This is a genomic window from Roseobacter sp. SK209-2-6 (genome assembly GCF_000169455.1).
Taxonomy (GTDB): domain Bacteria; phylum Pseudomonadota; class Alphaproteobacteria; order Rhodobacterales; family Rhodobacteraceae; genus Pseudophaeobacter.
The window spans coordinates 223,206-249,752 of sequence record NZ_AAYC01000001.1; the positions used below are offsets into that span (position 1 = coordinate 223,206).

Sequence of the window (26,547 nt, forward strand, 5' to 3'; positions counted from 1 at the left end):
CACAGACCCGGGATGATTTCGACGGTATCTCTTGTCGCCCTGGGCGGCGCCTGCGGAGCAGCGCTCCGCTATCTGACGGGCATCGGCCTTTTGCGGCTGATTGGCCATCAGGAGTTTCCGCTTGCGATCATCACGGTGAATGTCATTGGCTCGTTCCTGATGGGTGTCTTTGCGGTGACAGCGGCACATAAGGGGCTCACACATCTCAGCCCCTTTGTGATGACCGGTCTCTTTGGTGGCTTCACCACCTTCTCGGCCTTTTCCTTGGAAACGGCCACTTTGATAGAGCGCGGCGCCCTGGGGCAGGCCGCCATATATGTTTGTCTTTCGGTGGCACTGTCCGTCGGGGGATTGTTTCTGGGCCTCTGGCTCGCGAGAGGAGTGTTCGCATGAGCGGCGTACAGATGATCACCGTCACCGAAGAGGATGATGACCAGCGGATCGACCGCTGGCTGCGCCGTCTGTTCCCGCATGTGAATCAGGGGCGTATTGAGAAGATGTGCCGCAAAGGTGAGCTGCGTCTGGATGGTGGCCGGGTAAAGGCCAGCACCAGGGTCGCGACGGGGCAGGTGGTGCGGGTGCCGCCGCTTCCCGCCTCTGATCTGAAACCGGCAGAACCACGGGCAACCAAAATCTCTGACGCGGATGCCAAGATGATCCGTGGCTGCGTGATCTACAAGGATGATGATGTCATCGTTCTGAACAAGCCTGCAGGATTGGCAGTGCAGGGTGGCAGCGGCACAACGCGCCACGTGGATGGGCTTTCCGAAGCTCTGCGCCTTGAGGCCGAGGAAAAGCCGCGTCTGGTGCATCGTTTGGACAAGGACACTTCGGGGGTTTTGGTCCTTGCGCGCAACCGCAAGGCAGCGCAGGCATTGACTGCCGCGTTCAGGCACAAGAACACCCGCAAAATCTACTGGGCCCTCGTGGCCGGTGTGCCAACGCCCTATTTGGGTGAAATCAAGACCGGCCTGGTAAAAGCTCCGGGTCACGGGCGCAGCGGTGAGGGGGAGAAAATGATCCCGGTGCATCCGCGCGACATCGATGACACGCCAGGGGCCAAGCGGGCGCATACCCATTATGCCACCCTTTATCGTGTGGCGAGCCGCGCTTCCTGGGTGGCGATGGAGCCGATCACCGGGCGGACGCATCAGCTGCGCGCCCATATGGCGGCGATTGGCCACCCGATTGCGGGCGACGGGAAATACGGCGGCTCCGGTCAGGAGAACCTTGGCGATGGTTGGGGGGCACAGCTGGGGGGCATCATCAGCAAGAAGCTGCACCTGCATGCCCGTCGCCTGGTTTTTGAACACCCGGTGAGTCACAAGCCGATCTCGGTTGAGGCTGAGTTGCCGGAGCATATGAAAGAAAGCTGGGACACCCTGGGTTGGACAGAAGATTTGGCCGCCGAGGATCCTTTTGAGGATCTGCAGTGAGCCAAGACCTCAAGCTGATCCTTTTTGACGTGGACGGTACGCTGGCGGATAGCCAAAACGCGATTTCGTCAGCCATGGAGAGTGCTTTTATGGGTGTTGGGCTGCCAGCACCGGCCCGACCAGAGATCCTCTCCATCGTGGGCCTTTCTTTGCCTTTGGCGATTGCTGATCTTGCCTCGGAGCAGGATGACAGAACTCAGTCCCAATTGGTGGAAGGCTACAAACGCGCCTATATGCAGGCGCGACTAAGGGCTGGGGCAGATCATTCCCCCCTGTTTCCGGGTGCCGCTGAGATCCTGAAGGAACTCAACGCTGTGCCTGAATATCTGCTGGGGGTCGCCACCGGCAAATCCCAGCGTGGATTGGATGCATTGATCGCGGCCCATGGGCTGGAGTGTTTTGTGACGCGCCAGGTGGCAGATCACCACCCCTCAAAACCGCATCCTTCAATGATTTTTGCCGCCCTCGCGGAAACGGGAGTTGAGCCGCAAAATGCAGTCATGATTGGTGATACGGCCTTTGACATAGAAATGGGCCGCGCTGCTGGCGTCGCCACCGTTGCCGTCACATGGGGCTACCATCAGGCAGAGACACTGGGCGCGGATCATACCATCAGCGGTTTTCAAGAATTGAAACCGCTGCTGCAGAAGATTTGGAAGGTTTGACCTATGAGCGAATGGAAGCAAAAGCGTTTCTGGAAAGAAGTCTCCGTAGTGGAAGAGGGGGATGGTTTTGCCATCACCTTGGACGGCCGCAAGGTAAAGACACCGGCCAAAGCAGCCCTGGTGGTACCAAGTCGTGCGATGGCCGAAGCCATCGCGGCGGAGTGGGACGCGCAGGAGGAAGGGATCAATCCAGAGACGATGCCCTGCACCAAATCCGCCAATGCAGCCATCGATAAGGTCGCGAATCAGCACGAGGAGGTCGCGAATATGTTGGCGGACTACGGTGATTCGGACTTGCTTTGCTATCGCGCAGAGGCGCCTCAGGAACTTGTGATGCGTCAAAATGAGACCTGGGACCCGATTTTGGACTGGGCTGAAAACGCACTCAACGCACGTCTGGAACCGCGCAGCGGGCTGATGCACCAGCCACAGAAACCGGAAGCTCTGGCGAAGCTGCGGGCCTCGGTTCATGCGATGACCCCCTTTCAGCTCGCGGCCTTTCATGACCTGGTTTCAATGTCCGGTTCTCTGGTTTTGGGCTTTGCTGCAGCCAAAGATTGCCGCAGCCCAGAGGAAATTTGGCGCATTTCGCGTCTGGATGAGGCTTGGCAGGAAGAGCAATGGGGAGTCGATGAGGAAGCGACGGAGGTTGCCGCAATCAAGGAGCAGGCCTTCTTGCACGCAAAGCGTTTCTTTGATTTCTCCTAGCGCGACAGGTTGTTGCGGGTTTAATCCCTAAATAGGAATTTTTCTTTCTATCAGGGAAATGTTCGCAATCCGGACATCGTTTTTCATGATCACGCCCTTGACGTTTGTTGATGAATGCGCCCAAACTCCCCTACGAATTGGGGCTCTGTCCCAGTTCTTACCATCTCCGGCTTCTACGTAGGCCGGTAAAAAAAATCCGCCACAATAGGCGGAACATCAGGAAGAGGTAACAATGAAAAATACCGTATTTTTGGGCGCGCTGACCGTTGCTGGTCTGGCAGCTGGTGCAGCTGCAGCCGGCACACTGGACGACGTGAAAGCCCGCGGCAAACTGAACTGCGGCGTCACCACCGGTCTGGTTGGCTTCGCAGCTCCGAATGCGAACGGCGAATGGGAAGGTTTTGACGTTGCTGTCTGCCGCGCGGTTGCTGCGGCTGCTCTGGGCGACTCGACCGCTGTTGAATTTGTACCAACCACCGGTAAAACACGTTTTACCGCGCTGGCATCTGGCGAAATCGACATGCTGGCCCGTAACACCACCTGGACCTTCTCGCGCGATGTTGACCTGAAGTTCGAATTCACCGGCGTTAACTACTACGACGGTCAGGGCTTCATGGTTCCAAAAGAGTTGGGCGTGTCCTCCGCAAAAGAGCTGGACGGCGCGACTGTCTGCATTCAGACCGGTACTACCACCGAGCTGAACCTGGCGGATTTCTTCCGCTCCAACAACATCTCCTATGAGCCGGTTCCAATCGAAACCAACGCCGAAGCACAGCAGCAGTACCTGGCAGGTGCATGTGACGTTTACACCACCGACGCTTCTGGTCTGGCCGCAACCCGCGCCACCTTTGACGCGCCTGCGGATCACGTCCTGCTGCCAGAAATCATCTCCAAAGAGCCTCTGGGCCCGCTGGTCCGCCACGGCGACCACGAGTGGGGTGATGTTGTTCGCTGGACTCTGAACGCTCTGATCACTGCTGAAGAGCTGGGCGTGACTTCTGCAAATATCGCTGAAATGTCTGCGGGCACCAGCAACCCAGAAATCAACCGTCTGCTGGGTACCGAAGGTACTCTGGGCGAGATGCTGGGTCTCTCCGCTGACTGGGGTAAGAACGCTGTTGCCGCTGGCGGCAACTACGGTGAGGTCTTCGCCAAGAACATCGGTGAGGACACACCGATTGGTCTGGCACGCGGTCTGAACGCTCAGTGGACCGAAGGCGGCCTGCTGTACTCGCCTCCTTTCCGCTAAAAACTGCTTAGGAAAGGGCGCAGGTTAACCTGCGCCCTTTTTCCTACTCAAAACTTCCGAACAAAAACGCTTTAGATCTGTCGCGAGCAGGGAACCAACCCCGCCGAACAGAGGATCTGTAAGCCACGGGGATCTCATCTTTATGTCAACTCTTACTGACCCTCCCAAGGAGCAGTTTCAGCTGTCTATGTTGATCAACGATACGCGGTATCGATCGTTGACCTTCCAGGCCATTGCTGCACTCGTTCTGGCCTTGGCCATTTGGTATTTGGGCAACAACCTCATTCAGAACCTGCGCGCAGCGGGTCTGAATATCTCCTATTCCTTCCTCGGTGACCCATCGGGATACGATATCAATCAGCGTTTGGTTGAATACGATAGCCAATCCAGCCATGCACGCGCTGCGATTGTCGGTATCCTTAATACCGTTTTGGTCGCTTTCCTTGCCTGTATTACCGCTACGATATTTGGTGTGATCGCTGGTGTTCTGCGCCTGTCGAACAACTGGCTGATCTCGAAGATCATGGCGGTTTATGTTGAGGTCTTCCGGAACATCCCTGTTCTGATCTGGATCATCATCATTTTCACCATCATGACCGCTGTGATGCCTGGGCCACGGGAATTCCGAGGCGCGGAGCCCACAGCCAGTATGGTGTTGGACCTATTTGCCTTCACAAACCGCGGTGTCTACATCCCGATGCCCTGGTTCGAGACGGGCTTGTTTGCCTCTGCCGGTATGAACTGGGTTCTGGTTCTGGCGGTGCTTGCAGGCTCCTTCTTTGTCATGCGCAAGGTTGAACAGAACGCCACCAAGAAACAGGAAGAAACGGGTATTCGCCCTAATACCTTGTTTATCGGTCTGGCTGTCTGGATCCTGCCCATCGTCCTGCTGCTGTTCGTTATGGGCCTCACCTGGGAAGTGCCGGAGCTTAAGGGCTTTAACTTCAAGGGTGGCATCAAGATCGGTGGTCCATTGATTGCGCTGTGGTTCGCTCTGTCGATCTACACCGGCGCCTTTATCGCAGAAAACGTACGTGCTGGTATTCAGGCGATTTCCAAGGGTCAGACCGAAGCGGCCGCGGCCCTGGGCCTGCGTCCTGGTCGGATCATGAACCTGGTTGTTCTGCCACAGGCGCTGCGCGTGATCATTCCACCGCTGATTTCGAACTTCCTCAACATCACCAAGAACTCGTCTCTGGCGATCGCCGTTGGCTATGCTGATATTACCGCTACTCTGGGTGGTATTACGCTGAACCAGACCGGCCGTGCCATTGAGTGCGTTCTCCTGTTGATGCTGTTCTATCTGACTGCCTCGCTGCTCATTTCGATGGCGATGAATGTCTACAACGCCTCCGTGAAGCTGAAGGAGCGCTAAGCCATGAGTGACAAGACAACAAATTCGATTGCCTTTGTCGCAGAAGGCACCATTCCTGAAAGCCCGCCTCCGGCGCGTGAAACTGGAGTGTATAAATGGGCGCGCGAGAACCTCTTCTCTAACATCCCCAACTCGATCCTCACCCTCGTCGCGCTAGCGCTGATCTATTCGGTTCTGTCGAATACTCTGCCTTGGCTGTTGAACGGGATTTGGACGACCTCTTCCCTTGCTGAATGCCGTGAGGTTCTGGATGGCAAGGTTGGCGCCTGTTTCTCGGTTCTGTCCGAGCGCTGGAACCAACTGCTTTACGGCTTCAAATATCCAACCGAAGCCTATTGGCGTCCGAACCTGGCGCTTGTGCTTTTGCTGATCGCTCTGGCACCTGTGCTGTTCTTTGACCTCCCGCGTCAGCTTCTTGGCTTTACCGTGGTTTATCCCTTTATAGCCTTCTGGCTGATTTGGGGTGGTTCTATCCTGGTGCCTGTGATTGCTTTCCTCGGCTTTGTCGCCGCAGCGGTTGTCTTCCAGCGATTTGGTAAGGGCAGCTTTGCTGCGGGCTTCTTTGGGGCTCTTGTCGCTGCGCTGGTGGTCTGGAAGGTCGGCGGGTTTCTGATCCCGGAAGGGGCTTCAGAAAACGCGATGCTTTCGTCGGTGCCGAGTCGTGATCTTGGTGGTTTCATGTTGAACATGATGCTGGGCGTAACCTGTGTGTCGCTGTCGGTTCCGCTGGGAATCGCATTGGCCCTGGGACGTCAGTCCAGCATGCCGCTGATCAAATGGATCTGCGTGATCTTCATCGAATTCGTTCGTGGCGTTCCGCTGATCACGCTGCTGTTTGTGGCATCAGTGATGCTGTCCTATTTCTTCCCGCCAGATGCGACGGTGGATCTGTTCCTGCGCGTGGTCATCATGATTACCCTCTTCTCAGCGGCTTATATCGCCGAGGTGATCCGGGGTGGTCTGGCGGCCCTACCAACGGGACAATATGAAGCGGCAGACAGCCTGGGTCTGGATTATCCGCAGGCCATGCGCCTGATCATCCTGCCACAGGCTCTTAAGATCTCGATCCCAGGTATCGTGAACGTGGCCGTCGGCCTGTTCAAGGATACAACTCTGGTTTCCGTGATCTCGATGTTTGACCTGGTTGGTATGATCCGTGGTCCCATCCTCGCCTCTACAGAGTGGAACGGCGTCTATTGGGAACTGCTGGGTTTTGCGGCCTTCCTGTTCTTCATCGTCTGCTACGGCATCTCTCAATACTCTCAGTGGCTCGAGCGTCGTCTCGCCACTGGTCATCGCTAAGGAGGCCAGACAATGGCTGACACTTCTCAAATGAAAGTCTCCGACGAAATCGCCATCACCATTGATAATATGAACAAATGGTATGGCTCTTTCCATGTGCTTCGGGACATCAACCTGACGGTAAACCAAGGTGAGCGGATTGTGATCTGTGGCCCTTCCGGTTCCGGTAAGTCGACCTTGATCCGCTGTATCAATGCTCTGGAAGAGCATCAGCAGGGTTCGATCGTTGTGGATGGCACATTGCTGTCCAATGACCTAAAGAACATCGACAAGATCCGGTCCGAAGTTGGCATGTGCTTCCAGCACTTCAACCTCTTCCCGCATCTGACCATCCTGGAAAACTGCACTTTGGCGCCGATCTGGGTTCGCAAGACACCCAAGAAAGAAGCTGAAGAGCGGGCGATGCATTTCCTTGAAAAAGTGAAGATCCCTGACCAAGCGTTGAAGTATCCTGGCCAGCTTTCTGGTGGCCAGCAGCAGCGCGTTGCGATTGCGCGTTCGCTTTGCATGATGCCCCGCATCATGCTCTTCGATGAACCAACTTCAGCTCTGGACCCAGAGATGATCAAAGAGGTGCTCGACACCATGATCGAACTGGCGGAAGAGGGCATGACCATGCTCTGTGTGACCCATGAGATGGGCTTTGCCCGTCAGGTGGCGAACCGGGTGATCTTCATGGCAGATGGCCAGATCGTTGAACAGAATGAGCCGGAAGAGTTCTTCAACAATCCAAAAAGCGAGCGGACACAGCAGTTCCTCAGCCAGATCCTCGGCCACTGATAGAGAACTGAGAAAAAGAAAGCGGCCTTCGGAGAGATCCGGAGGCCGCTTTTCTGTGAATGCTTGGGTATTGAGCGTCAGACTTGGATTTCTTCGTTCAAAAGTTCACGGGGTACGATAAAGTCGACTACGGTTCCTGAACTCCAGGCAAGGTCAGACCAGTTGTCTATATCAAACTCGGCAATCAGTGTAGCGCCTGTTGGATAGTCGTCAAAGCGGCGGTGTTCAGGGGGAGAAGTTACAATGGCATGGGCAAAGGCCGCTATGCCTGGATTGTGGCTGATGAGCTGAACCGTGGGATACTCCGCCTCGCGCAGAACCTGAAAGATCATCTCTGAACTAGCGTGGTACAGTCGTTCGATAAAGACAGCTGGGGCATTGACTGACATCAACTCCTGCGTCTCCCGGGTGCGTTGCGAAGAAGAGGAGAGGATCTGATCCGGAATGCGGTTGCTCTCACGCAGCCACTGGCCAAGAGCCTCTGCGGATTTTCGTCCACGTTTGTTCAAAGGTCGGGCGTGATCACTTGGGGCGCTGGTACCCCAAGAAGATTTGGCATGTCGGGTCAAGATCAAAGTTCGGGTCATGATGGGTGAAAATACCTCATGTGATGTGCGTTCTGTTCAAATTGCCGTTCAGCGCCAAGGCTCAGTGGGCAAGCGCGGCGCGCCAGGCACCCCTCAGTCAGGCAGGGCGTGCCGGCAGGAGTTTCCAGGTGACGGTGACAGGTTGCCAGTTGATAGGGGCCTCCGTCAATCAATGCTTGTACAGGGCAGATGGAAAGACACGGTCTGGATGCGCAATCTTTACAGGGCGAGTGTGCCAAAGGAGGAGGGGGAATGTCAAAGCCTTGCTCAAAATGCAGTGCCCCGCGAAAAGAGATCATCATACCAACCGTATCATGTACCAGCATTTGTGACGGGGATGTGAAAGCGCGTCCCGAGGCCAGGGCCCATTGCACAAATGGTGGGTAAGGTGGTCCATCCGAAGGAAAGAAGGGATTTGCGCCAAGGGTTTGAGCAAGATCGCCGATGACGCGGGCGGACCAGCGGTCAATCGGATCGGTTTCCTGATCCAAAAATTCAGGTGAGTCTTTTAGGAGTGGCCAGAAATTTGGCGCAGTCCCAAGCAGGACCAGTGTTCCGCTGCCCAAGCGGCAGTGATCATCAACCGGTGCTTTCAGCGCGCCATAGATCGCAAGACCTTGCTCTGCGGCGAGCGTTTCAACCGTGTTGTAGCTTGTGTTCTCTATCAGGCTTTGGTCGGGTGGGGCTTGCGGAATGGTCATGCTGGGTCCCTTTCGCTGGCTCATTGGTCGAGCTTAGCAGCCATCAAAGGGGGGCAAATGTCAAAAACGGCGCGCCAGGATACAGGAACGCCGCTTAGAGTTGCAAAAATAGGGAGCGCTTAGGCCCGGATCATTGAGCCAGCGCCATGGTCGGTGAAGAGTTCCAAAAGAACCGAGTTTTGTACTCTGCCATCAACAATTGTGCAGGCGCGTACACCGTTGCGTACGGCGTCGAGTGCGGTTTCTGTCTTGGGGATCATGCCGCCTGCAATGACCCCGCTTGTGGTCATCACTTCTACATCTGCGGCTTTCAGTTCCGTTACCACTTCGCCTTCGCCGTTCTTAACCCCGGCTACATCGGTCAACAGCAGCAAGCGATCAGCTTCCAGCGCTTTGGCGATGGCACCGGCGGCGGTGTCGCCATTGATGTTAAAAGTTTCGCCCGCACGGCCCGCGCCAATCGGGGCAATCACGGGGATCATGTCCTTTTCGAACAGCCCGTAGAGGACCTTTGGATCCATTGCAGATGGTGCGCCAACAAAGCCCAATTCGGGATTGGCCTGATCGCAGATGATTAGGTTGGCGTCCTTGCCAGATAGGCCTACAGCGCTTCCGCCCTGGCGGTTGATGGCTTGAACGATGCGCTTGTTGACGACGCCGGACAGAACCATCTCCACCACTTCCATGGTGGCGGCATCGGTGACGCGCTTACCATTGACGAACTCGGACTGGATCTGCAGCTTTTCCAGCATTGCGTTGATCATCGGACCACCGCCATGAACGATGACCGGATTTACGCCCACTTGTCGCATCAGAACGATGTCGCGCGCAAAGGTATCCATGGCTTCGTCGCTGCCCATGGCGTGGCCGCCCAGCTTGATAACAACAATGGCCCCGGAAAAGCGCTGCAGGTAGGGCAGGGCGCTAGAGAGGGTCTCGGCGGTGGCAATCCAATCACGGTTCATGTCTTGTTTCTTCATCGTTCCAATCCCTTTGGACGATGGTGTTACGCGCTTCCGCCGCCGCTGCCAAGGGCAAGGCCCGGCAAGAGTGCGATGAGCCTATGATTTGGAGCATTGCGGCGGTCGCGCAGAGTGATAGGGTCTGCAAGACTCCCACAGGAAACGGAGCCTGCCACCATGTCCCGCAAAACCCTGCTTCTGACCGGCGCCAGCCGGGGTATCGGCCATGCCACTGTGCGCCGCTTCAATGCCGAAGGCTGGCGGGTGATCACCTGTTCGCGCCAGCCCTTCCCCGAGGAATGCCCCTGGGGTGGCGGCCAGGAGAATCACGTGCAGCTCGATCTCTCGGACCCCTCCGACACCATTAATGCCGTCGGCATCATCCAGGAGCGTCTGGGCGGGCGACTGGACGCCCTAGTCAATAACGCGGGGATCTCACCAAAAGGGCCGGAGGGCGAACGCCTCAGCACCCTGGACACTGATCTGATGACCTGGGGCAAGGTTTTTCACGTGAATTTCTTTGCCTCTGTGGTGTTGGCGCGCGGGCTGAAGGATGAACTGGCAGCGGCCAAAGGCTCGGTGGTCAATGTGACCTCGATCGCGGGCAGTCGGGTGCATCCCTTTGCCGGGGCGGCCTATGCCACCTCCAAAGCGGCTCTGGCAGCGCTGACGCGGGAAATGGCGCATGACTTCGGCCCCCTGGGCGTGCGGGTCAATGCCATCGCACCGGGTGAGGTGGAAACGGCGATCCTGTCACCGGGCACGGATAAGATTGTCGAGAAATTGCCGATGCAGCGCCTGGGCCAGCCAGAGGAAGTGGCCGCGGCAATCTATTTCCTTTGTTCGCAGGAAAGTTCCTACATTTCAGGTGCCGAGATCGAAGTGAACGGGGCTCAGCACGTCTGACGGCTATTGCAGCGGTGTGAGTGCTGCTTCTGGATGAACCCGCAGAAAGAAAATCTCTGCGGGTTCGATTCGGGTCAGCTAGGCCTCAAAGGGACGCAACGGGCATTGCTGACCCTATGCCTGCCGCGTGAGGGATGCGGCAGGCATGTTCCAGCTCAGCTAAAGACGCGTTTCATCGCAGGGATATTGCCCAGGATTAGCAGGTCAAATGCCAGCACGGCCAGCAGGGTAAGCCCCACCAGCGGGAAGGCCATGGCGGTGAAGAGGCCGATCAGTACCGCGCCTTTCCAGAACGGCAGGTCCGCTGGAACCGGAGGGGCGGCCAGCCGCGCAGCTCCAGAGGGGCGTCGTTTCATCCACATGACCGCACCGGAGATGCAGACAAAGATTACAAAGAAGCAGAAGAGCGTGTTCAGCAGGAAGTTCCAGGTCCCCATCAGCCCCATGTGCAACGGGATGCCAACGGCCATGGATTTACCCATCCAGGAGTAATCCTCATATTTGACATCCGCCAGGATCTTACCAGTGTATTGGTCAATATGAATGGTGCGATCGACAAAGGGATCATCCGAATCGCTGCTCATGCTGTCGCGGTTGATTGTCCAGACACCGCTCTCGCCACCAGGATACGCCAGCCGGAAGCGGCCCTCCATGCCCAGCTCCCGGCCTAGGTAGATGACGTTCTCCGGGGTGACCGCGGTGCCCGCAGGCAGGCCGGTGATCCCTGCTTCGGATCCGGAAGCAGGCATCGGGGTTTGCTCAAGAGCCCAGGGCACGTCATTCGTGGCCCCGTGGTTCATGCTGGCATGGGTCTCATCAGAGAGCGGCACATCGTTCCATTTGGCCGCGGGGAAGCTGCCCCAAGGCTGCACCAGTTTTCCGCCCCAAATGCCGGCCCAGGACAGGCCGGAAATCAGGAAGACCACCAGGAGAGCAGAAATCCAGAAACCAGTCACCGCGTGCAGGTTCTTCCACAGAGCCCGGCCCCGGGCGCGCAGGTCAGGCACAAAGGCAGAAAGCGCATTGCCACGCGGCCACCAGATGTAAAGCCCGGTCAGAACCAGGACAATTCCCAGCCCAGCGGCGATTTCGATCAAACGGTCACCCATGTCGCCGATCAGCAGCGTTGAGTGGATATTGTCGGCAAAATCATACCAGCCCGCGCGGCGGTCCCATACCTGAATGACTTCGCCGGTATACTGATTAAGCGCTACCAGCCGCTGGCCTTGATCGGTGCTGACCCGGAAGACGGTAGCCAGTTCCGGTGACTTCGGGCCGATCCATTCAGCAATTGTGCCGGGCTGTGCCTGCAGGACAGCAGCGGTTTGGTCGGCATAGCTGATTTCGCTGCCGGTGACCTCTACGGCGATCTTCTCGCCGTCGCGGCCGTCAAACTGGGTTATGAACATCATCATCAGCCCGGTGACAGCGAGCATTAGCATGAAAGGAATGACATAGAGCGCGGCATAGAAGTGCCAGCGCCAGGCGGCGAAATAGAATTTTTCGGACAGCGAGCGTGCTTCGCCCGCGACTTGCGTTTGGCTGGTCGCCATTGTGTTCTCTCCATATGGAACAGGCCCGGCCCCGCACTAGGAGGGCAGGCATAAATCAGAAGGTTTTCAGATGTTCAGGAGAGAGCGGGTGGGCCGCGAGCATCATAGCGCCAGTGGAACCCGGCGCTGTGGTGGGTAAAGCCCTCATGATCCCAACGGGCGCTCAGCAGCGGCAGCAGGGGGAGGGAATGCTGTGTCTCGGGCAGAGCAGCCAGAGAGGGGAGGGCGGAGAAGGGGCAGCTGCGGTCATCCATCTGATCAACAGGGACCGGCATAGGGGCATCGTCGCCAAGATCCACCCATCGCTCTTCGACACCATCGGTGGTACATATCACCAGGAGGACGCGCCCTTCGCTGTCATGCGCAGGCATCCATCCCGCCGGGATCAGCCCGGCGGCTATGATGGCCAGCAGCATCAGATATGACAGCAGCCGCGAAATCACCTATTCAATACCTGCAATTAAGGCGCGCAGAGTGGCGATGCCATCGCCTTTTTCCGACGAAGTAAGAACAATCTCAGGATAGGCAGCGGGGTGGCGGGCAAGCGCCTTGCGGACCTGCTCCAGGACCTTTTCACGGTCCTTGACCTTTACCTTGTCGGCCTTGGTCATAACGCATTGGAAGGTCACTGCAGCACTGTCCAAAAGCTTCATGATCTCCTCGTCCACCTCTTTGACCCCGTGGCGGCTGTCAATCAGCACAAAGGCACGGCGCAGGGTCTGACGGCCCGAGAGGTAGCGTTTGAGCAGCTTTTGCCATTTCTCCACCACCGGTAGAGGGGCGTTGGCATAGCCATAGCCCGGAAGGTCAACCAGAAAGAGATCCGGCCCTTGGGTGAAATAGTTGATCTCCTGGGTGCGGCCCGGCGTGTTTGAGGCCCGTGCCAGACCCTTGGTGCCGGTCAGCGCATTGATCAGGCTGGATTTGCCCACATTCGAGCGGCCGGCAAAGCATACCTCCATCCGGTCAGCCTCTGGCAGGCCGGACATGGCGACAACGCCTTTGACAAATTCCGACTGGCCCGCAAAGAGCATGCGGCCTTTCTCGGAAGTGATTTGGTCTGGCTCTTCGGCCACGGGAAACTGGATCTGCATCACAAGACCTTTACGCTATCTCCAAGCTGGATGTCACCACCTGTCAGCACTTCGGCATAGACAGAAAAATTCTGGTGTCCCCAGGTGTTGTTCAAGGTGCCCAGCGTGTCTGCATCGCGTTCGCCGGTCTCCGGATTTGCGGTTGTCGCCAGGCAGCGCACAACCGGTTCCTTGATCTCAAAGACCGCCTCGCCGATCCGGACCTTTTTGCCAATAAGCTGGTTTTCCAACCAAGGCTCATCCAGATCAAACCAGATATTGCCGCGCCAGCGTTTAGGCGACAAATCCTGGCCCATGGCCTGCTCAACTGCCCGGTGAGAAGCCCAGTTACACAGGGTCACCGATGGGTAATCCGTGTCGGTCATACCGCGGCCGGGCACTCGGACAATCCGCGCAGATGCAGCGCGGTTCTGCGGCAACAGGGGCTTCTCCCATTCCAGGAACCGCACTAGATCCGCCGGATCCTCGGGATCAAAGCGCAGTTCTGGACGCTCCGGGTGGGTCAGGGTCAGCACTCCGCTGGCGTCATCCAGCTGCGCTTCGATTGCCATCAGAGCAGGAGCTTTGGAACCGCGGGTGAAATTGGCGCAGGGCGCCCAGACGCTGCTATCAGCCTTGGAGGCCTCATGCGCCACCGCCCAAACACGATCGCCGGGCATTGTCTGCCCGGCGATCATGGTTACCGCGTCCAGTGCTTCCCGCCCATGTGACTTGAGCGGGTGGCGCCAGATATCAGTGACTTTATGTGTCATCAGCTCTCCGATTTGGGCTTCTTCTTGAAGCCCGACTTGATGTTGCCAAAGACGTCAGGCTTGTAGCCGTGACTGCGCATGATCAGGTACTGCTGGGTAAAGGTGATGGTGTTGTTGGCGATCCAGTAAACCACCAAGCCAGAGGCAAAACCACCCAGCATGAACATGAAGACCCATGGCATCCAGGCAAAGATCATCTGCTGGGTCGGATCCGTGGGCGCCGGGTTCAGTTTTTGCTGCAGCCACATGGAAATCCCCAGCAAGAGTGGCAGGATACCGATGAACACCAGAGCGAGGATAGAACCGGCTTCCGGACCCGAGAAGGGCAGCAGGCCAAAGAGGTTCATCAGCGAGGTTGGGTCCGGCGCCGAGAGATCCTGGAAGGGGCCGAAGAAGGGCGCGTGGCGCAGTTCCAGCGTGACAAAGATCACCTTGTAGAGCGAGAAGAAGATCGGGATCTGGATCAGGATTGGGAGACAGCCCGCGGCGGGGTTCACCTTCTCCTTCTTGTAGAGCTCCATCATCTCTTTCTGCATCTTCTGGCGATCATCGCCAGTGCGCTCTTTGAGCTTCTCCATCTCCGGCTGCAATTCCTTCATCTTCGCCATCGAAGCGTAGGACTTATAGGCCAGCGGGAAGACGATGATCTTGATCAGAACGGTGAGGCCGATGATGGCCCAGCCCATGTTGCCGATCAGGAGGTTCAGCCAGTGCAGCACGGCGAACATCGGTTTGGTCAGGAAGAAGAACCAGCCCCAGTCGATGGAGTCGAGGAAGCCAGCAATGCCGGATTTCTCATAGCTGCGAATGCTGGCCCATTCCTTGGCGCCGGCAAAGAGCATGGTGGTGACTTCCGTGCTGTTTCCGGCGGCCAGGCTGACGGTGGGCAGCACGATATCAGTCTGATAGATGCCACGGCGCTCGTCGAATTTCGCGATAGAACGGAAGCCCTGACCCGGTTCTGGAATCAGCGTCGACATCCAGTAGTGATCGGTGAACCCGATCCAGCCATTGGTTGTGACCTGCTTCACTTCGGAGCGGGAGCCATCACGGGGGTCGATGTCGAAATCTGCTACGTCGGAATAGTCGAGCTCAGAGAGTTCGCCATCCGCCATGCCGACAACGCCCTCATGCAGGATGAAGAAGTTCTTCAGATCTTCAGGTTCACCGTGACGGGCAAGCGTGCCGTAAGGCGCGAGGCTGATCGTGCCGTCGGTGGCATTGGTAACCGATTGGGTCACTGAGAACATATAGTCCTCATCCACGGAAATGGTGCGGGCGAAGGTCAGACCGTTGCCATTGTCCCAGGTCAGTGTGACCGGGGTCTCAGGACTGAGAGTGGCGCCTGCTGGGGCTGACCAGATCGAATTCGCCCCAGGAACATCGCTGGAGGTCAAGCCCGCGCCAGGTGCCCAGCCATAAAGCGCATAATAGGCCTGGGCTTCGCCAACAGGTTTCAGCAGTTTCACGATGGGAGAGCCATCCGCGAGCGTTTCACGATAGTCTTTCAGGGACAGGTCGTCGATACGCCCCCCTTGCAGCGCAATACTACCGGTGACGCGTGGCGTGTCGATCGCAAGGCGTGGCGCATCTGGTGCAGAGGCCTCTTCGGTCGTGGCATTTGCCACCGCATCGGTCGCATCTGCTGTAGGAACCAGTGTCGTGCCGCTTTCGGCGGCATTTTCGGTAACAGCGACGTCAACCGGCTGCTCTGGCTCTGGGGGTGGGAAAAACGTGTACCACCCCAGGATCACCAAGAAGCTGAGTACGGTTGCGAGAATAAGATTTTTGTTCTGATCGTCCATCTGGGACTGCCACCTCGGTCTGTACAATGACAGAAGGGGTTCAACAGAGGTGAACCCCAAAGGTCAAGTAGAATCGAGGATTTTGGCAGTGGCATTGCGTCCCGGAGCCGGAAATCAGTGGTTCAGCTGCCTTGACGGCCGATTTCGGGTGCATCCTGCAGCTTTGCCTCATGGGCCGTGATCCAGTCCAGGGTTTGATCAAATGGCATCGGACGCCCGATCCCAAAGCCCTGCACATGCCCACAGCCCAGTTGCGACAAGAGGGCGTGCTCACCGGCGGTTTCAACCCCTTCTGCCAGGGTTTCCAAATCAAGGCGCTCCGCCATGGTGAGGATCGCTGCAATCATCTTCTGCTGCTCAGGGTCCTGATCTGACCGCATGACAAAGGAGCGGTCAATTTTGATCCGTGCAATGTTAAACCGGCGGACCCCGGAGATGGAGGCGTGGCCCGTGCCGAAATCGTCCAGTTCAATCTGGCACCCCAGGTCGCTGAGTGCGGCAATGTTACGGGTGACCACATCGTCGGGCTGGTCGGTCATGACGGTTTCGAGGATCTCAACAGAGAGCCGCTCAGCGGGCAGGTTAAAGCGCTCCAGCTCCCATTTGATGTTCTCGGCGAGATTGGGGTTGCGCAGTTCCTGGGTCGCAAAGTTGACGCCAACAGAAGGGATTTTGAAGCCCGCGGAATCCCATGCGTTCAAAGCGGTCAGCGAGTGGTACAGCATGACCTGGCTCAGCCGCTCCATCAGGCCCGCATCCCGTAGGACCGGCAGGAATTTTGCAGGAGGCACCATGCCGCGTACCGGATGCATCCAGCGGGCAAGGGCTTCAAAACCCGTGACTTTACCGGTGTCGGTCGAGATCTGTGGCTGGAACCAAGGTACGATTTGTCCGGTTTCCAGAGCTTCGGCGGCTTCGTCGCGCAGGTTGGTGCGAGTTGAGGTACGCACATGCATATCGGAGGAATAGACCCGAATGCCCGATGGGCCACTCTGCTGTGCTTCACTCAGCGCCGCGTTGGTGGCCTGAGACCAATCACTGGGTTGGCTGCTGGGGGCACGACTGTTGAGGCAGAAGCCAATCGAGCAGGAGGTGTAGATGGTGCTGCCATCAAGCGAAATTGGCCCTTCGACTGCCGCTTGCATACGTCCCGCCATCTGGACGCAGGATTCTAAATCCAACTGCAGAACCGGGGTAAGGCAGACTGCGAACTTACTGTCACCAATGCGGGCAACAGTGTCTCCGTTGCGCAGAGTGCTGGCGATTCTCTCACCGCAGGTTTGCATGACGTGATCGCTGGCGGCCTGCCCCTCGCGGATGGTCAGATCCTTATAGTCGTCAATTTCGATGAAATAGAGGGAGGATCGAAGGCCAGAATTTTCACAATCTTTGGCAACAAGCTCCAGCTCCAGTTCAAAACCCTCGCGCAGCATGAGGCCGGTGACATTGTCTCTGGGAGTGGCGTTTCGCCCATTTTGAGCAAAGGCCCCCAGAGCCGCAAAAATCAATGGAACACCCAAGGCAACCCACAGCAGTGCTGCTTCACCTCCGAACCAGAAAGTTGCAAGCGTCAATGCAGGCAGAAAAGCCAGAATAGGCGGCGCAAAGAGTGACGGTGCCAGCCGCGTCCGGATGCGTTTCAGGAAACCTGAATTCGCTTGTGTCATGTTCAGACCTTTCGCCTCAGCAGGGATATGCATGAGGCAGACTAAGGGACTGCTTCTGACTCTGAAGTTAACGCAGGAGGGGAATCTCTGAGGATTCTGCGCTTTCCGCCGGTGAATTCCGTTCAAGCCCCGCAAAATCGAAAAGTTTGGGGTCCAGAAGGTGTGAAGGTCTTGCATTCATGAGGGCACGGAACATGATCTGCCGACGACCGGGGCTGTTTTTTTCCCATTGATCGAGAATCTGCTTCACCTGTTGCCGCTGTAGCCCGTCTTGGCTGCCACATAAGTCGCAGGGAATGATCGGATAGTTCATTGCTTTGGCGAACTTCTCGCAATCCTCTTCGGCTACATGGGCTAAGGGGCGGAAAACAAAGAGGTCTCCCTCTTCGTTCACCAGCTTCGGGGGCATGGTGGCCAGACGACCGCCATGAAAGAGATTCATGAAGAATGTTTCAAGGATATCATCCCGATGATGTCCCAGCACAACCGCTGAACAGCCTTCTTCACGGGCGATTCGGTAAAGGTTGCCACGACGCAGGCGGGAGCAGAGCGCGCAATAGGTGCGGCCCTGCGGGACCTTGTCCATCACGATGGAATAGGTGTCCTGATATTCGATACGATGCGGAACACCCATCTTTTCCAGGAATTCAGGCAGCACAGTGGCTGGAAATCCAGGCTGACCTTGGTCCAGATTGCAGGCGAGTAGCTCGACTGGCAAGAGGCCGCGCCACTTCAACTCATGCAAAACCGCAAGCAGAGTATAGCTGTCCTTACCGCCGGAGAGGCAGACCAGCCACTTGGGCGTGGTGCCATCTTCGCGGCGCTCCACCATGCCATATTGTTCGATGGCCTCTCGCGCATAGCGCACGATGCGCTTCCTGAGTTTCTTGAACCCAGTGGTCGAGGGGGCCCCGGTAAAAAGCGGGTGAATTTCGTCGAGATCATCATCAAGCATGGCGGCCCCCTAGCCGAGGTGACCGCCTTTGCCAAGAAAAAAACGGCAACCGCCCAAATATGAGCGGCGCCGTAACTTGATCTAGAAGTGCATGCGGGAGGACGGAAGATCCTCTGGCAGGGGCAGCAAACCGATGTCTCGCCTCAAATGATTGTTGAGCGGTGGCGGGCGCCCGGTTTTGCTGGTGAGGCGACGGGAGGCAATCCACTGACTGGCCAGCGCGGTCAGGGTTCTGCGTAGTCCAAAGCGCGCTAAGACTTGCGCCAGGGCTGCATGAGGGTCTTGTACGTAGGTGTCTGGGATTGAGTTTGGAAATCCTGAATGTGTCATGGGTTTTGCCGACTGCGGACAGTCGGTTCCTGTGAGTTTGCTGTGAAAAGGATCAGCAAAAGCAAAACTACCCAAGATTGGGCATAGGGCTCTAGGATGCTGAAGTTTGGAAGTTACGATCAGGTGAGATCAGACTCGCCAAGGCGAAGGAGTGAACTTCAAACCAGTCGAAGATCCGCTGCGCCTGCACAGCCTGCCGGAGCGCGCGATGTTTGATATGATGTATTCATTCATGCCTCCTGCAGCTAAGGGTTGATCGTGGCGGCTGCCTAACATGGCGAAAGGCCTCAGCATATGCTGGTATTCCTTACTGTGACACTTGGAGCACAGGTCGCTCACCCTGAGGAAGGCTAAGAGGGGCTAGGGGTCTTTGCGCTCTGGGACGGGATCATAGCCATCGCCACCTAGCGGGTGGCAGCGACCGATCCGTCTGGCCGTCAGCCAGGCGCCCTTTAGGCCACCATGTTTCTCCAGAGCTTCCAGAGCATAGGCAGAGCAGGTGGGCTGATAGCGGCAGTTAAAGCCGACCCAGGGACTGAAGATCAGCCTATAGGCGCGTACCGGTAGCGCAAGGATATGGGCCAGAGGAGACATGACAGAGAGATAGGAGCAGGACGCAAGCAAAGCAACTGGGATTGTAAGGGGTGAAGCTTGGGCCGCTATTTCGCGTGAATTTTTCGCAGGGCGTAGACTAGATCGCGCTTCAGCTCTTCAAAGGGGCGCTGGGCAGTCTCATTTGCACGGCCGATCAGCACATAGTCCCAACCGGTGCGACCATGCACTGGTAGAATCATCCGGGCAGCCTCACGCAGACGGCGCTTGGCGCGGTTGCGGGCCACCGCATTGCCAACCTTTTTGGAGCAGGTAAAGCCGACACGAATCCCACCGCTGTCGCGGCGGTTCAACCCCTGTACCATCATGCCCTTGGTGCCCTGCTTCTGGGCGGGGGGGCGGGCACAGGCGAGGAAGTCACGGCGTTTGGCCAGGACTTCGGGCTTTTGTACGGGGGATGCACAAACGGACACCGCCGGAGACGTATCCCCGTGGGCAGCCTTGCCATCCATGGGGGTCTCCGGCGGTGTCATGTCCGTCAGAACAAGAACTGAGCTTATGCGCTCAGTTCTTTACGTCCGCGTGCGCGGCGTGAGTTCAGGATCTTGCGGCCTGCCTTGGTGGCCATGCGCGCACGGAAGCCGTGGCGGCGTTTGCGAACCAGGTTCGAAGGCTGATAGGTGCGTTTCATCGCTCCGGTCTCCAATTGCTAATGTCGGGCTGTAGCGGAATCGCCGCCCGGCGGTCTATCTCGAAGCCCGGTCATTAGAAGGGATTCCCGGGCAAGTCAAACCCTGTCACCCTGTTTTTCGGGGGTGACTGCAACATTTCTGCTTCAAATGGGGGAAAAGGCCCCTTTGGATGCTGCAAATGTTGCAGAGCTGACAAATACCGCCGAAATCCTCACGTTTCCAGGCCCTCCGGATCAAGGAGGCGTGAAGTTGCCCTCAGCAGGCTCGAAGATCAATCCGTTTGAGTTTAGCTACATAGGACCGCAGCGCAGATGAGGTGGAGAGATGAGTGAAATGGCTGAGACATCAAAACAGGGAATTGCGCGGCATCTGCCGCTGATCGCAGTTGCGGCGGTTGCCATTATTGGTGCCGCGACCCTCAAGGATTACCTGACCTTTGATACGTTGCGCGACAATCGCGAAGCGCTGATGGCGTTCCGCGATCAGAACTATCTTGGTCTGGTGGGTATTTTTGCCGCCATTTATATCCTTATCGTGGTCTTCTCTCTACCCGGTGCGGCGGTTGCTTCCGTGACCGGGGGCTTTCTCTTTGGCCTCGTCTCCGGCACCGCGCTCAATGTCGTCTCTGCGACAATTGGTGCATCCGGCATTTTCCTGGCCGCGCGCTGGGGCCTGGGCGAGATGCTGACTGCCAAGTTTGAAGCGGCCGAGGGGCGGGTGCAGATGCTGAAGGCTGCTCTGCGCCAGAATGAAATCGAAGTCCTGCTTTTGCTGCGGCTCGTGCCAGCTGTTCCCTTCTTTGTTGCCAATCTACTGCCTGCCCTAGTTGGGGTGCGATTTGTCAACTTCCTGTGGACCACGGCCGCGGGAATCATTCCGGGCGCCATCGTGTTCACATGGATTGGTGTTGGCGTGGGTGAGGTCTTTGACCGCGGTGAGGACCCGGATCTTTCGCTTCTGTGGGAGCCACATGTGATCGGGCCTATTCTAGGTCTCTGTGTTTTGGCCGCTATGCCGATCATCGTGAAGTCCTTCCGCGCCAAGCATAAGCAAGAGGGCTGAGCCATGAGCCGTATCAATTGTGATCTCCTGGTGATTGGCGCCGGGTCTGGCGGTCTTTCTGTTGCAGCGGGCGCAAGCCAGATGGGTGCTGATGTTGTGCTGCTGGAGGGCCACAAGATGGGCGGTGACTGCCTGAACTATGGCTGTGTCCCATCCAAAGCGCTCCTTGCCAGTGCCAAGGTCGCCTATCAGCAGGGCCATGCCCAGTCCTTTGGCGTGTCGGATCAGCAGCCACAGGTGGACTACGCCGCCGCCAAGGACCATGTGCATGACGTCATCGACACAATTGCACCCGTTGACAGCCAGGAACGATTCGAAGGCTTTGGAGTTACGGTGATCAGGGAGTTCGGCAGTTTCCTCTCCCCGACAGAAGTACAAGCCGGGGATCATGTCTTAACAGCAAGACGGATTGTGATCGCTACAGGCAGCGCCCCCTTTGTGCCCCCTGTTCCCGGTCTTGATCAGGTTCCTTACGAAACCAATGAAACCATCTTTGACCTGCGCGAACAGCCCAGGCATCTGTTGATCATTGGCGGTGGGCCTATTGGTATGGAAATGGCACAGGCGCATATCCGCCTCGGCAGCAAAGTGACGGTGCTCGAAGGTGCCAAAGCGCTGGGCCGGGATGACCCGGAGGCAGCCGCTGTGGTGCTGGAAGCCCTGCGCGGAGAAGGGGTTGAAATCGTTGAGGGGGCCTTAGCCGCAGAGATTTCCGGAGAAGTGGGCGCAATAAAGGTCAAAACGCAGGATGGTCGCAGTTTCAAAGGATCGCATCTGCTTATGGCCGTAGGGCGCAAGAGCAATATTGATCGGCTGAACTTGGCTGCTGGTGGTATTGAACCCAGCAGAACCGGGATCAAAGTGGATGCGGGGCTGCGCACCAGCAATCGTCGGGTCTATGCCATCGGCGATGTCGCAGGCTCTCTGCAGTTCACCCATGTCGCGGGCTACCACGCTGGGGTGATCATCCGTTCCGCACTCTTTGGTTTACCCTCAAAGGCCAGCGAGGTTCACATTCCGCGCGCGACCTATACAGATCCGGAATTAGCCCAGGTCGGCCTCATCGAAGCGGAAGCCCGCGAGCGCTTTGGGAGCAAGTTGGAAATTGCCCGCTTTGACTACCACCATAACGACCGCGCACTTTCGGAGCGCAAGGCAAAGGGTTTTGCCAAGGTCATGGTGGTCAAGGGTCGCCCGGTTGGGGCGACAATCGTGGGGCACCAGGCTGGGGAGTTGATCTCCCTTTGGTCTCTGGCTCTGGCCAACCGGTTGAAAATGAGCCAGGTTGCAGCCATGGTTGCGCCTTATCCCACCATTGGGGAGGTGAACAAACGCGTCGCGGGGGCCTATTTCTCACCTCGGCTTTTTGATAGTCAGTTTGTGAAACGCGCGGTGCGCTTTGTGCAGCGCTGGATCCCCTGAGTCGGATTCTCTTGAACTGGAAGGGTCTAAATGCTGAATACACTTTCAGGCCGATTCCTGATCCTGACGACGGTCTTTGTCATGCTGGCCGAAGTGCTGATCTTCGTGCCCTCGATCTCTCGCTTTCGGCTAGACTATCTCCTGGATCGGCTGGAGCGGGCGCAGATCGCCTCTCTGGCGCTGTTGGCAGACGACATGTTGGAGACAGAGCTGGAAGCGGAGCTTCTGGAAAACGCCGGTGTATTCAATGTTGTGCTGCGACGGGATGAAATCCGACAGCTGATGCTCTCGTCGCCGATCCCCCAACAAATTGGCACCACCTTTGATCTGCGCATGGCGACGCCCGCATCCATGATTGGGGATTCTTTGCGTCAGCTGGTCACGTCGGAAAACCAGATTGTCCGCGTCATAGGTGCTCCTGTCCGTGATGCAGGGTTGCTGATCGAAATCACCATGGAGACAGCGCCACTGCGCGCCGCGATGATCGACTATGGGGTGCGCATCCTGGTCTTGTCGGCGGTTATTTCTGTGGTGACAGCGCTGCTGCTATTTGTTGCCGTACGTATTTTCCTGGTGCGCCCGATCAAAGGCGTTGTCGACTACATGCAGCGCTATGCGGCAGCACCCGAAGATGCGCGTGGGATCATACAGCCAAATGCAGGGGTCACAGAGTTGCGGGAGGCCGAAGAGGCCCTTCAAAAACTACAGACAGAGCTGACCCAGGCCCTGCGGCAACGCGAAAGGCTGGCCCAGCTTGGCGGAGCGGTTGCGAAGATCAGTCATGATCTGCGCAATATCCTCACCTCTGCCCAGCTCTTCACCGATCGCATCGAGATGAGTGAGGATCCGCTGGTGCGGCGCCTGGCTCCGAAATTGGTCAATTCAATCACCCGCGCAGTGTCTCTTTGTGAAGGCACCCTGGCCTTTGGCAAGGCAGAGGAGCCGGCCCCGACTTTCTCTTATGTGCCTTTCTGCGAAATCGTTGATGATATCGTCGAAAGCGAGATGCTGGCGGCCGGGGAAGCGGATGTTGAACTGATCAATGCTGTGCCCAAGGGGTTGATGCTGCGCGGTGATGCGGAGCAGTTGTTCCGCGTGGTGATGAACCTTGTCAGAAATGCGCGACAGGCCCTTGTGGTGACGGGGAAGGGCGGAACGGTCACAATTTCCGCTGAGGAAGATGATGATTGCTGGCGCATTTTGGTCGCCGACACGGGGCCGGGTCTTCCGAAAAAAGCTCAAGACAATCTCTTCACGCCCTTCCAGGGTGGGGCGCGAAAAGGAGGGAGCGGCCTCGGCCTTGCTATTGCTGCGGAACTGATACGTGGGCACGGCGGTTCAGTTTCACTCAAGTCAACCGGCGCAGAAGGCACAGAGTTCGAGATCCATCTTCCCAAGGGGGATGGCACCTTCTGAGCAGCATCAAGCTGTCCAAAATTTTGGGCGCTGTGGGAAAGAGGAAATAATCTCATTTTTGGGGTTGCGCCGATGACTGACTGCATTTACATCCCGGCATCAGTGGACCGATAGCTCAGCTGGATAGAGTACTTGACTACGAATCAAGGGGTCGGGGGTTCGAATCCTCCTCGGTCCGCCACTTCCAAATTGTGAGACGCACATAGTTCTGTCTTTTGCGACAGACCATTGCCTCAGCGTCGAATGGCCTTGCCTTCAGCCATTTGGTGATGTCGAATATACTTCCTTCCTCAAAACGGCTTTTGAGAGAAGCCCTTCAGGGCGCTTGTCTCTGAAGCCTGCTCCCGGCGAGGGTTGGGGGTAGCGAGTGCAACATAATTCGTTAGAGTTGGTACGGCCTGCAGGCGCAGCCGAGGACTCGGCCTTGTCTAATTATGCTGCAGGCGCGTGAGGACGAAGTTCCCTAGTTTTTCCTGAAGGGAGGGCGGGTGTTGTTGAAAAACTCGTTATTTTGGCGATGCATCCGGGCTTATTGACCTGATTTTTTGGAGCAATCCGTAGCTATGCCGCTTTTTCACCCGGCGGCAGGCACCATTGGCTTCAGTTTGGCCAGTTTCCGGAGGTTCTGTGCGGTGGCTGCGAGGGTAAAATCGTCCTGAACGCTACATGCGTTGTCCGGCAGCGCATTTGCAAAGCAAATTTCGCGAGAGGGCCCTCGCAATGGGAGCCATCCCAACCCGAGGATACGTTTGAGGTGGGCGAAGAGCATCTCCACTTTCTTGCGCCGTCGCTGCGCTGTTGGATTGTATTCTGAAGCAACGCAGTTTCGCGCTAAGTCCCTAACAATTTTGTACTTCTCGCGGCGGATACGGCGGGTGACTGTGTTGGGGCAGCATTTGGCTTTTGACGGGCAGTCCCGGCAATCGGATTTGAGCGCGCCGTAGTTCTTCGCTTTCAGGCCCGGCGCATTCCTGGCGGGGTCAGAGTAGTTTCGGCGCGCGTGTCGCAACTCCTTGCCTTCCGGGCAGAGGTATCGGTCATTTTCCTCATCCCAGGTAAAGTCAGATCGTGACCAGGTTCCATCGTTACGCTTTGAGTGATCAAAGGCCGGGATGAACGGGAGGATCTTTCGCTTGAGCGCAAGCCAAACCAGATTGTCTGCTGATCCAAATATGGTGTCCGCGGCAACCCAATCTGGTTTCAGGCCAAATCGCTCTTCAGTCCGGTCGTTCGATGGGCCAATGACTCACTGGATCATTGGCTTTTCCATCTCACTCTTGCGCATGGCGCCCACCTCTGCCTACCGGATCGACAAACTGGCATCCACATCCACAATGATCCCATGATCCGTGTCGATCAGGCAATTATCTGAATAGGCGAATAAAGCAGGCCCTTTCCGCGCTGCCGTCTATTACCGGCAGTGCATTGCGCAGCAATGTCACGAGAGGCATCGACTGGCGGGATCAGCATGGGCCGTGCACTTGGGCTTTGTCTCATTGGCCGCCCCAAACGCTGCATCATCAAGAGCGTCGAGAAATTCGCGAACCGCCCGTGGTGCATCATCCGGTGTGACCCCGCGCTCCTCCCAGTCCTTCGGGTTGTTCGGGTTCTGTTTCTGGACATCTGCCCCCTCTCGGCAGTTTGCTGCGCAATCGCCTGCCGGGTAATGGATCAGACTGGCATCGGCGGCAAAGCCCTGACCGCCAACCAGTCCCTCTTCAATACAAAGCGCTACGGACATCTCAAAACATGACGCAATAGATCGCTTTCACGGAAGCGGCCATGGCGGTTCTTGGAAAGTGTAGAGTGGTCAGGGATGCGGTCCGTTAGATCGAGACGGCAGAACCACCGATAGGCCAGGTTCAGATGCGTCTCTTCGCAAAGACGTCGTTCCGAACAGATGCCGAAACAGTAGCCGGCCAGCAGCATGCGGATCATCAGTTCGGGATCGACCGAGGGAGGGCCCGTAGGGCTGTAGAAATCCGCCAGATCCCCTCATCTGATACAGGAATTGAACCAGCCATTCAGGCTTCGATCAAGGAAGAGTTTTTCAACACAATCAGCCCATTTTACCAATGCTGCAGTGAACCCTAATGAACGCTACACAGGGGATGGCTGTTTTTAGGGTATGGCGGTTTTTGTTATCTTCCTTTGGGGTTGAAGCGCGCGCTGCAAATTGTACTAGGCGTGTGAATTTTGGGCGATCCATATGCGTGGCCGCAGGGCATTCTGCCACGTGACGAAGCGCATCGCGAAGCCTGGTGAGACTCCGGATCTGCTCATTGAGCGCATCCGCGCGGAGATGCAACTCTGACCTCGGCTATTGCGGCGTCCCATCTTTGGCGAGCATGCCTTTGATTTTTTCAAGAGAAAACCCCGCCATCTTTCCCAGCGATATCAAGGCATGCTGCGTCGTTACCTGCGTGTCGAACTGCAGCCGCAGCTCTTTCCTTGCGACCGAATGAATAAGTCCGATTTCCTCGTAGTAACGCAAGATCGATGGAGAAACGCCGCTTAGTTCCGAAAAAACACTGATATCAAGCAGTTTCATGCTTGACCTCAAGTCAGCTTGAAGT

At 57.0% G+C, this 26,547-nt stretch carries 26 protein-coding genes, 1 tRNA gene and 1 pseudogene; 13 read left to right on the plus strand and 15 right to left on the minus strand.

All coding sequences use genetic code 11. The annotated features are described in order from the left end of the window. The first annotated feature begins 12 nt into the window (after positions 1-12). The 8 genes from crcB to RSK20926_RS01140 all read left to right on the plus strand — a co-directional run bounded on the left by crcB (position 13) and on the right by RSK20926_RS01140 (position 7,515). The gene (crcB, locus tag RSK20926_RS01105; protein ID WP_008203856.1) at positions 13-393 is read left to right on the plus strand and encodes a fluoride efflux transporter CrcB; all 381 of its coding nucleotides are present in this window, start codon (positions 13-15) and stop codon (positions 391-393) included. After that, positions 390-1,436 carry an RluA family pseudouridine synthase gene (locus RSK20926_RS01110; protein ID WP_008203857.1) on the plus strand — a complete coding sequence of 349 codons (1,047 nt, stop codon included), beginning with the start codon at positions 390-392 and terminating at the stop codon, positions 1,434-1,436. The genes crcB and RSK20926_RS01110 overlap by 4 nt, the downstream gene beginning before the upstream one ends. Further along, the gene (locus RSK20926_RS01115; protein ID WP_008203859.1) at positions 1,433-2,101 is read left to right on the plus strand and encodes an HAD-IA family hydrolase; all 669 of its coding nucleotides are present in this window, start codon (positions 1,433-1,435) and stop codon (positions 2,099-2,101) included. The genes RSK20926_RS01110 and RSK20926_RS01115 overlap by 4 nt, the downstream gene beginning before the upstream one ends. Positions 2,102-2,104: 3 nt before the next feature. Next, positions 2,105-2,809 (plus strand): ATP12 family chaperone protein, encoded by a 705-nt coding sequence (locus RSK20926_RS01120; RefSeq protein ID WP_008203861.1) that lies wholly within the window; start codon positions 2,105-2,107, stop codon positions 2,807-2,809. Between the two features lie 232 nt (positions 2,810-3,041). After that, on the plus strand, positions 3,042-4,058 hold the full coding sequence (locus RSK20926_RS01125) for an amino acid ABC transporter substrate-binding protein (protein ID WP_008203862.1): 1,017 nt from the start codon (positions 3,042-3,044) through the stop codon (positions 4,056-4,058). 142 nt (positions 4,059-4,200) lie between these two features. Beyond that, the gene (locus RSK20926_RS01130) at positions 4,201-5,433 is read left to right on the plus strand and encodes an amino acid ABC transporter permease (RefSeq protein ID WP_037253237.1); all 1,233 of its coding nucleotides are present in this window, start codon (positions 4,201-4,203) and stop codon (positions 5,431-5,433) included. 3 nt (positions 5,434-5,436) lie between these two features. Beyond that, the gene (locus RSK20926_RS01135) at positions 5,437-6,735 is read left to right on the plus strand and encodes an amino acid ABC transporter permease (protein ID WP_008203864.1); all 1,299 of its coding nucleotides are present in this window, start codon (positions 5,437-5,439) and stop codon (positions 6,733-6,735) included. Positions 6,736-6,765: 30 nt separating this feature from the next. Continuing rightward, positions 6,766-7,515 carry an amino acid ABC transporter ATP-binding protein gene (locus RSK20926_RS01140; protein WP_008203865.1) on the plus strand — a complete coding sequence of 250 codons (750 nt, stop codon included), beginning with the start codon at positions 6,766-6,768 and terminating at the stop codon, positions 7,513-7,515. A gap of 77 nt (positions 7,516-7,592) precedes the next feature. Here RSK20926_RS01140 and RSK20926_RS01145 read toward each other — a convergent pair whose 3' ends face one another. From RSK20926_RS01145 to argB, 3 genes are all read right to left on the minus strand, one after another. Beyond that, the gene (locus RSK20926_RS01145) at positions 7,593-8,102 is read right to left on the minus strand and encodes a SixA phosphatase family protein (protein ID WP_008203866.1); all 510 of its coding nucleotides are present in this window, start codon (positions 8,100-8,102) and stop codon (positions 7,593-7,595) included. Further along, positions 8,099-8,803, minus strand: coding sequence for a ferredoxin (locus tag RSK20926_RS01150; protein ID WP_083805697.1), 705 nt, complete (start codon positions 8,801-8,803; stop codon positions 8,099-8,101). Before RSK20926_RS01150 ends, RSK20926_RS01145 begins: the two co-directional genes overlap by 4 nt. A 119-nt stretch (positions 8,804-8,922) precedes the next feature. After that, a complete protein-coding gene (argB, locus tag RSK20926_RS01155; protein ID WP_008203868.1) occupies positions 8,923-9,783 on the minus strand; it encodes an acetylglutamate kinase in 861 nt (286 codons plus the stop codon). 159 nt (positions 9,784-9,942) lie between these two features. On the opposite strand from argB, the gene RSK20926_RS01160 reads away from it, so the two are divergent. After that, on the plus strand, positions 9,943-10,671 hold the full coding sequence (locus tag RSK20926_RS01160; protein ID WP_008203871.1) for an SDR family NAD(P)-dependent oxidoreductase: 729 nt from the start codon (positions 9,943-9,945) through the stop codon (positions 10,669-10,671). A 155-nt stretch (positions 10,672-10,826) separates the two neighbouring features. Here the strand turns inward: RSK20926_RS01160 and RSK20926_RS01165 are convergent, their stop codons facing one another. From RSK20926_RS01165 to rpmH, 10 genes are all read right to left on the minus strand, one after another. Continuing rightward, positions 10,827-12,224 (minus strand): PepSY-associated TM helix domain-containing protein, encoded by a 1,398-nt coding sequence (locus tag RSK20926_RS01165; protein WP_008203872.1) that lies wholly within the window; start codon positions 12,222-12,224, stop codon positions 10,827-10,829. Positions 12,225-12,298: 74 nt separating this feature from the next. After that, the gene (locus RSK20926_RS01170; protein ID WP_008203873.1) at positions 12,299-12,667 is read right to left on the minus strand and encodes a DUF2946 family protein; all 369 of its coding nucleotides are present in this window, start codon (positions 12,665-12,667) and stop codon (positions 12,299-12,301) included. Then, on the minus strand, positions 12,668-13,318 hold the full coding sequence (gene yihA / locus RSK20926_RS01175; RefSeq protein ID WP_008203874.1) for a ribosome biogenesis GTP-binding protein YihA/YsxC: 651 nt from the start codon (positions 13,316-13,318) through the stop codon (positions 12,668-12,670). Further along, on the minus strand, positions 13,318-14,070 hold the full coding sequence (locus tag RSK20926_RS01180; protein ID WP_008203875.1) for an MOSC domain-containing protein: 753 nt from the start codon (positions 14,068-14,070) through the stop codon (positions 13,318-13,320). Before RSK20926_RS01180 ends, yihA begins: the two co-directional genes overlap by 1 nt. Then, on the minus strand, positions 14,070-15,875 hold the full coding sequence (gene yidC, locus RSK20926_RS01185) for a membrane protein insertase YidC (protein WP_008203876.1): 1,806 nt from the start codon (positions 15,873-15,875) through the stop codon (positions 14,070-14,072). Before yidC ends, RSK20926_RS01180 begins: the two co-directional genes overlap by 1 nt. Before the next feature lie 122 nt (positions 15,876-15,997). Then, positions 15,998-17,542: a putative bifunctional diguanylate cyclase/phosphodiesterase gene (locus RSK20926_RS01190; protein ID WP_037253466.1), complete on the minus strand. Its 1,545-nt coding sequence runs from the start codon at positions 17,540-17,542 to the stop codon at positions 15,998-16,000. 67 nt (positions 17,543-17,609) lie between these two features. Next, positions 17,610-18,497, minus strand: a complete 888-nt coding sequence (gene ttcA / locus RSK20926_RS01195; RefSeq protein WP_008203878.1) for a tRNA 2-thiocytidine(32) synthetase TtcA — start codon at positions 18,495-18,497, stop codon at positions 17,610-17,612. Positions 18,498-19,187: 690 nt separating this feature from the next. Then, positions 19,188-19,421, minus strand: coding sequence for a membrane protein insertion efficiency factor YidD (yidD, locus tag RSK20926_RS01205; RefSeq protein ID WP_008203885.1), 234 nt, complete (start codon positions 19,419-19,421; stop codon positions 19,188-19,190). 65 nt (positions 19,422-19,486) lie between these two features. Further along, positions 19,487-19,912 (minus strand): ribonuclease P protein component, encoded by a 426-nt coding sequence (gene rnpA / locus RSK20926_RS01210; protein ID WP_008203886.1) that lies wholly within the window; start codon positions 19,910-19,912, stop codon positions 19,487-19,489. A 23-nt stretch (positions 19,913-19,935) separates the two neighbouring features. Further along, positions 19,936-20,070 (minus strand): 50S ribosomal protein L34, encoded by a 135-nt coding sequence (gene rpmH / locus RSK20926_RS01215; protein WP_008203887.1) that lies wholly within the window; start codon positions 20,068-20,070, stop codon positions 19,936-19,938. A 325-nt stretch (positions 20,071-20,395) separates the two neighbouring features. Here rpmH and RSK20926_RS01220 point away from each other — a divergent pair, with 325 nt between their 5' ends. The 4 genes from RSK20926_RS01220 to RSK20926_RS01235 all read left to right on the plus strand — a co-directional run bounded on the left by RSK20926_RS01220 (position 20,396) and on the right by RSK20926_RS01235 (position 24,152). Then, on the plus strand, positions 20,396-21,133 hold the full coding sequence (locus RSK20926_RS01220; protein WP_008203889.1) for a TVP38/TMEM64 family protein: 738 nt from the start codon (positions 20,396-20,398) through the stop codon (positions 21,131-21,133). A 3-nt stretch (positions 21,134-21,136) separates the two neighbouring features. Next, positions 21,137-22,555: a dihydrolipoyl dehydrogenase family protein gene (locus tag RSK20926_RS01225; RefSeq protein ID WP_008203890.1), complete on the plus strand. Its 1,419-nt coding sequence runs from the start codon at positions 21,137-21,139 to the stop codon at positions 22,553-22,555. Between the two features lie 30 nt (positions 22,556-22,585). Further along, complete coding sequence (locus tag RSK20926_RS01230; RefSeq protein WP_008203891.1) at positions 22,586-23,971, plus strand: sensor histidine kinase; 1,386 nt, start codon at positions 22,586-22,588, stop codon at positions 23,969-23,971. Between the two features lie 104 nt (positions 23,972-24,075). Further along, positions 24,076-24,152: transfer RNA gene (locus RSK20926_RS01235), tRNA-Arg, on the plus strand. 393 nt (positions 24,153-24,545) lie between these two features. Here RSK20926_RS01235 and RSK20926_RS22295 read toward each other — a convergent pair. Continuing rightward, a pseudogene (locus RSK20926_RS22295) lies at positions 24,546-25,960 on the minus strand (transposase); the annotation flags it as partial. A gap of 331 nt (positions 25,961-26,291) precedes the next feature. Further along, positions 26,292-26,522 carry a MerR family DNA-binding transcriptional regulator gene (locus tag RSK20926_RS23390; RefSeq protein WP_008203897.1) on the minus strand — a complete coding sequence of 77 codons (231 nt, stop codon included), beginning with the start codon at positions 26,520-26,522 and terminating at the stop codon, positions 26,292-26,294. Positions 26,523-26,547: the final 25 nt, after the last annotated feature.

Excerpts from the sequence above, each read along its gene's own strand:
- yihA (WP_008203874.1), bottom strand. The coding sequence starts at position 13,318 with ATGCAGATCCAGTTTCCCGTGGCCGAAGAGCCAGACCAAATCACTTCC.
- crcB (WP_008203856.1), top strand. The coding sequence starts at position 13 with ATGATTTCGACGGTATCTCTTGTCGCCCTGGGCGGCGCCTGCGGAGCA.
- RSK20926_RS01180 (WP_008203875.1), bottom strand. The coding sequence starts at position 14,070 with ATGACACATAAAGTCACTGATATCTGGCGCCACCCGCTCAAGTCACAT.
- RSK20926_RS01230 (WP_008203891.1), top strand. The coding sequence starts at position 22,586 with ATGCTGAATACACTTTCAGGCCGATTCCTGATCCTGACGACGGTCTTT.
- argB (WP_008203868.1), bottom strand. The coding sequence starts at position 9,783 with ATGAAGAAACAAGACATGAACCGTGATTGGATTGCCACCGCCGAGACC.
- RSK20926_RS01140 (WP_008203865.1), top strand. The coding sequence starts at position 6,766 with ATGAAAGTCTCCGACGAAATCGCCATCACCATTGATAATATGAACAAA.
- RSK20926_RS01145 (WP_008203866.1), bottom strand. The coding sequence starts at position 8,102 with ATGACCCGAACTTTGATCTTGACCCGACATGCCAAATCTTCTTGGGGT.
- RSK20926_RS23390 (WP_008203897.1), bottom strand. The coding sequence starts at position 26,522 with ATGAAACTGCTTGATATCAGTGTTTTTTCGGAACTAAGCGGCGTTTCT.
- RSK20926_RS01150 (WP_083805697.1), bottom strand. The coding sequence starts at position 8,803 with ATGACCATTCCGCAAGCCCCACCCGACCAAAGCCTGATAGAGAACACA.
- RSK20926_RS01220 (WP_008203889.1), top strand. The coding sequence starts at position 20,396 with ATGAGTGAAATGGCTGAGACATCAAAACAGGGAATTGCGCGGCATCTG.
- RSK20926_RS01190 (WP_037253466.1), bottom strand. The coding sequence starts at position 17,542 with ATGACACAAGCGAATTCAGGTTTCCTGAAACGCATCCGGACGCGGCTG.
- RSK20926_RS01225 (WP_008203890.1), top strand. The coding sequence starts at position 21,137 with ATGAGCCGTATCAATTGTGATCTCCTGGTGATTGGCGCCGGGTCTGGC.
- RSK20926_RS01165 (WP_008203872.1), bottom strand. The coding sequence starts at position 12,224 with ATGGCGACCAGCCAAACGCAAGTCGCGGGCGAAGCACGCTCGCTGTCC.
- RSK20926_RS01120 (WP_008203861.1), top strand. The coding sequence starts at position 2,105 with ATGAGCGAATGGAAGCAAAAGCGTTTCTGGAAAGAAGTCTCCGTAGTG.
- RSK20926_RS01160 (WP_008203871.1), top strand. The coding sequence starts at position 9,943 with ATGTCCCGCAAAACCCTGCTTCTGACCGGCGCCAGCCGGGGTATCGGC.
- RSK20926_RS01135 (WP_008203864.1), top strand. The coding sequence starts at position 5,437 with ATGAGTGACAAGACAACAAATTCGATTGCCTTTGTCGCAGAAGGCACC.
- RSK20926_RS01125 (WP_008203862.1), top strand. The coding sequence starts at position 3,042 with ATGAAAAATACCGTATTTTTGGGCGCGCTGACCGTTGCTGGTCTGGCA.
- rnpA (WP_008203886.1), bottom strand. The coding sequence starts at position 19,912 with ATGACACCGCCGGAGACCCCCATGGATGGCAAGGCTGCCCACGGGGAT.
- RSK20926_RS01110 (WP_008203857.1), top strand. The coding sequence starts at position 390 with ATGAGCGGCGTACAGATGATCACCGTCACCGAAGAGGATGATGACCAG.
- RSK20926_RS01130 (WP_037253237.1), top strand. The coding sequence starts at position 4,201 with ATGTCAACTCTTACTGACCCTCCCAAGGAGCAGTTTCAGCTGTCTATG.
- yidC (WP_008203876.1), bottom strand. The coding sequence starts at position 15,875 with ATGGACGATCAGAACAAAAATCTTATTCTCGCAACCGTACTCAGCTTC.
- rpmH (WP_008203887.1), bottom strand. The coding sequence starts at position 20,070 with ATGAAACGCACCTATCAGCCTTCGAACCTGGTTCGCAAACGCCGCCAC.
- ttcA (WP_008203878.1), bottom strand. The coding sequence starts at position 18,497 with ATGCTTGATGATGATCTCGACGAAATTCACCCGCTTTTTACCGGGGCC.
- yidD (WP_008203885.1), bottom strand. The coding sequence starts at position 19,421 with ATGTCTCCTCTGGCCCATATCCTTGCGCTACCGGTACGCGCCTATAGG.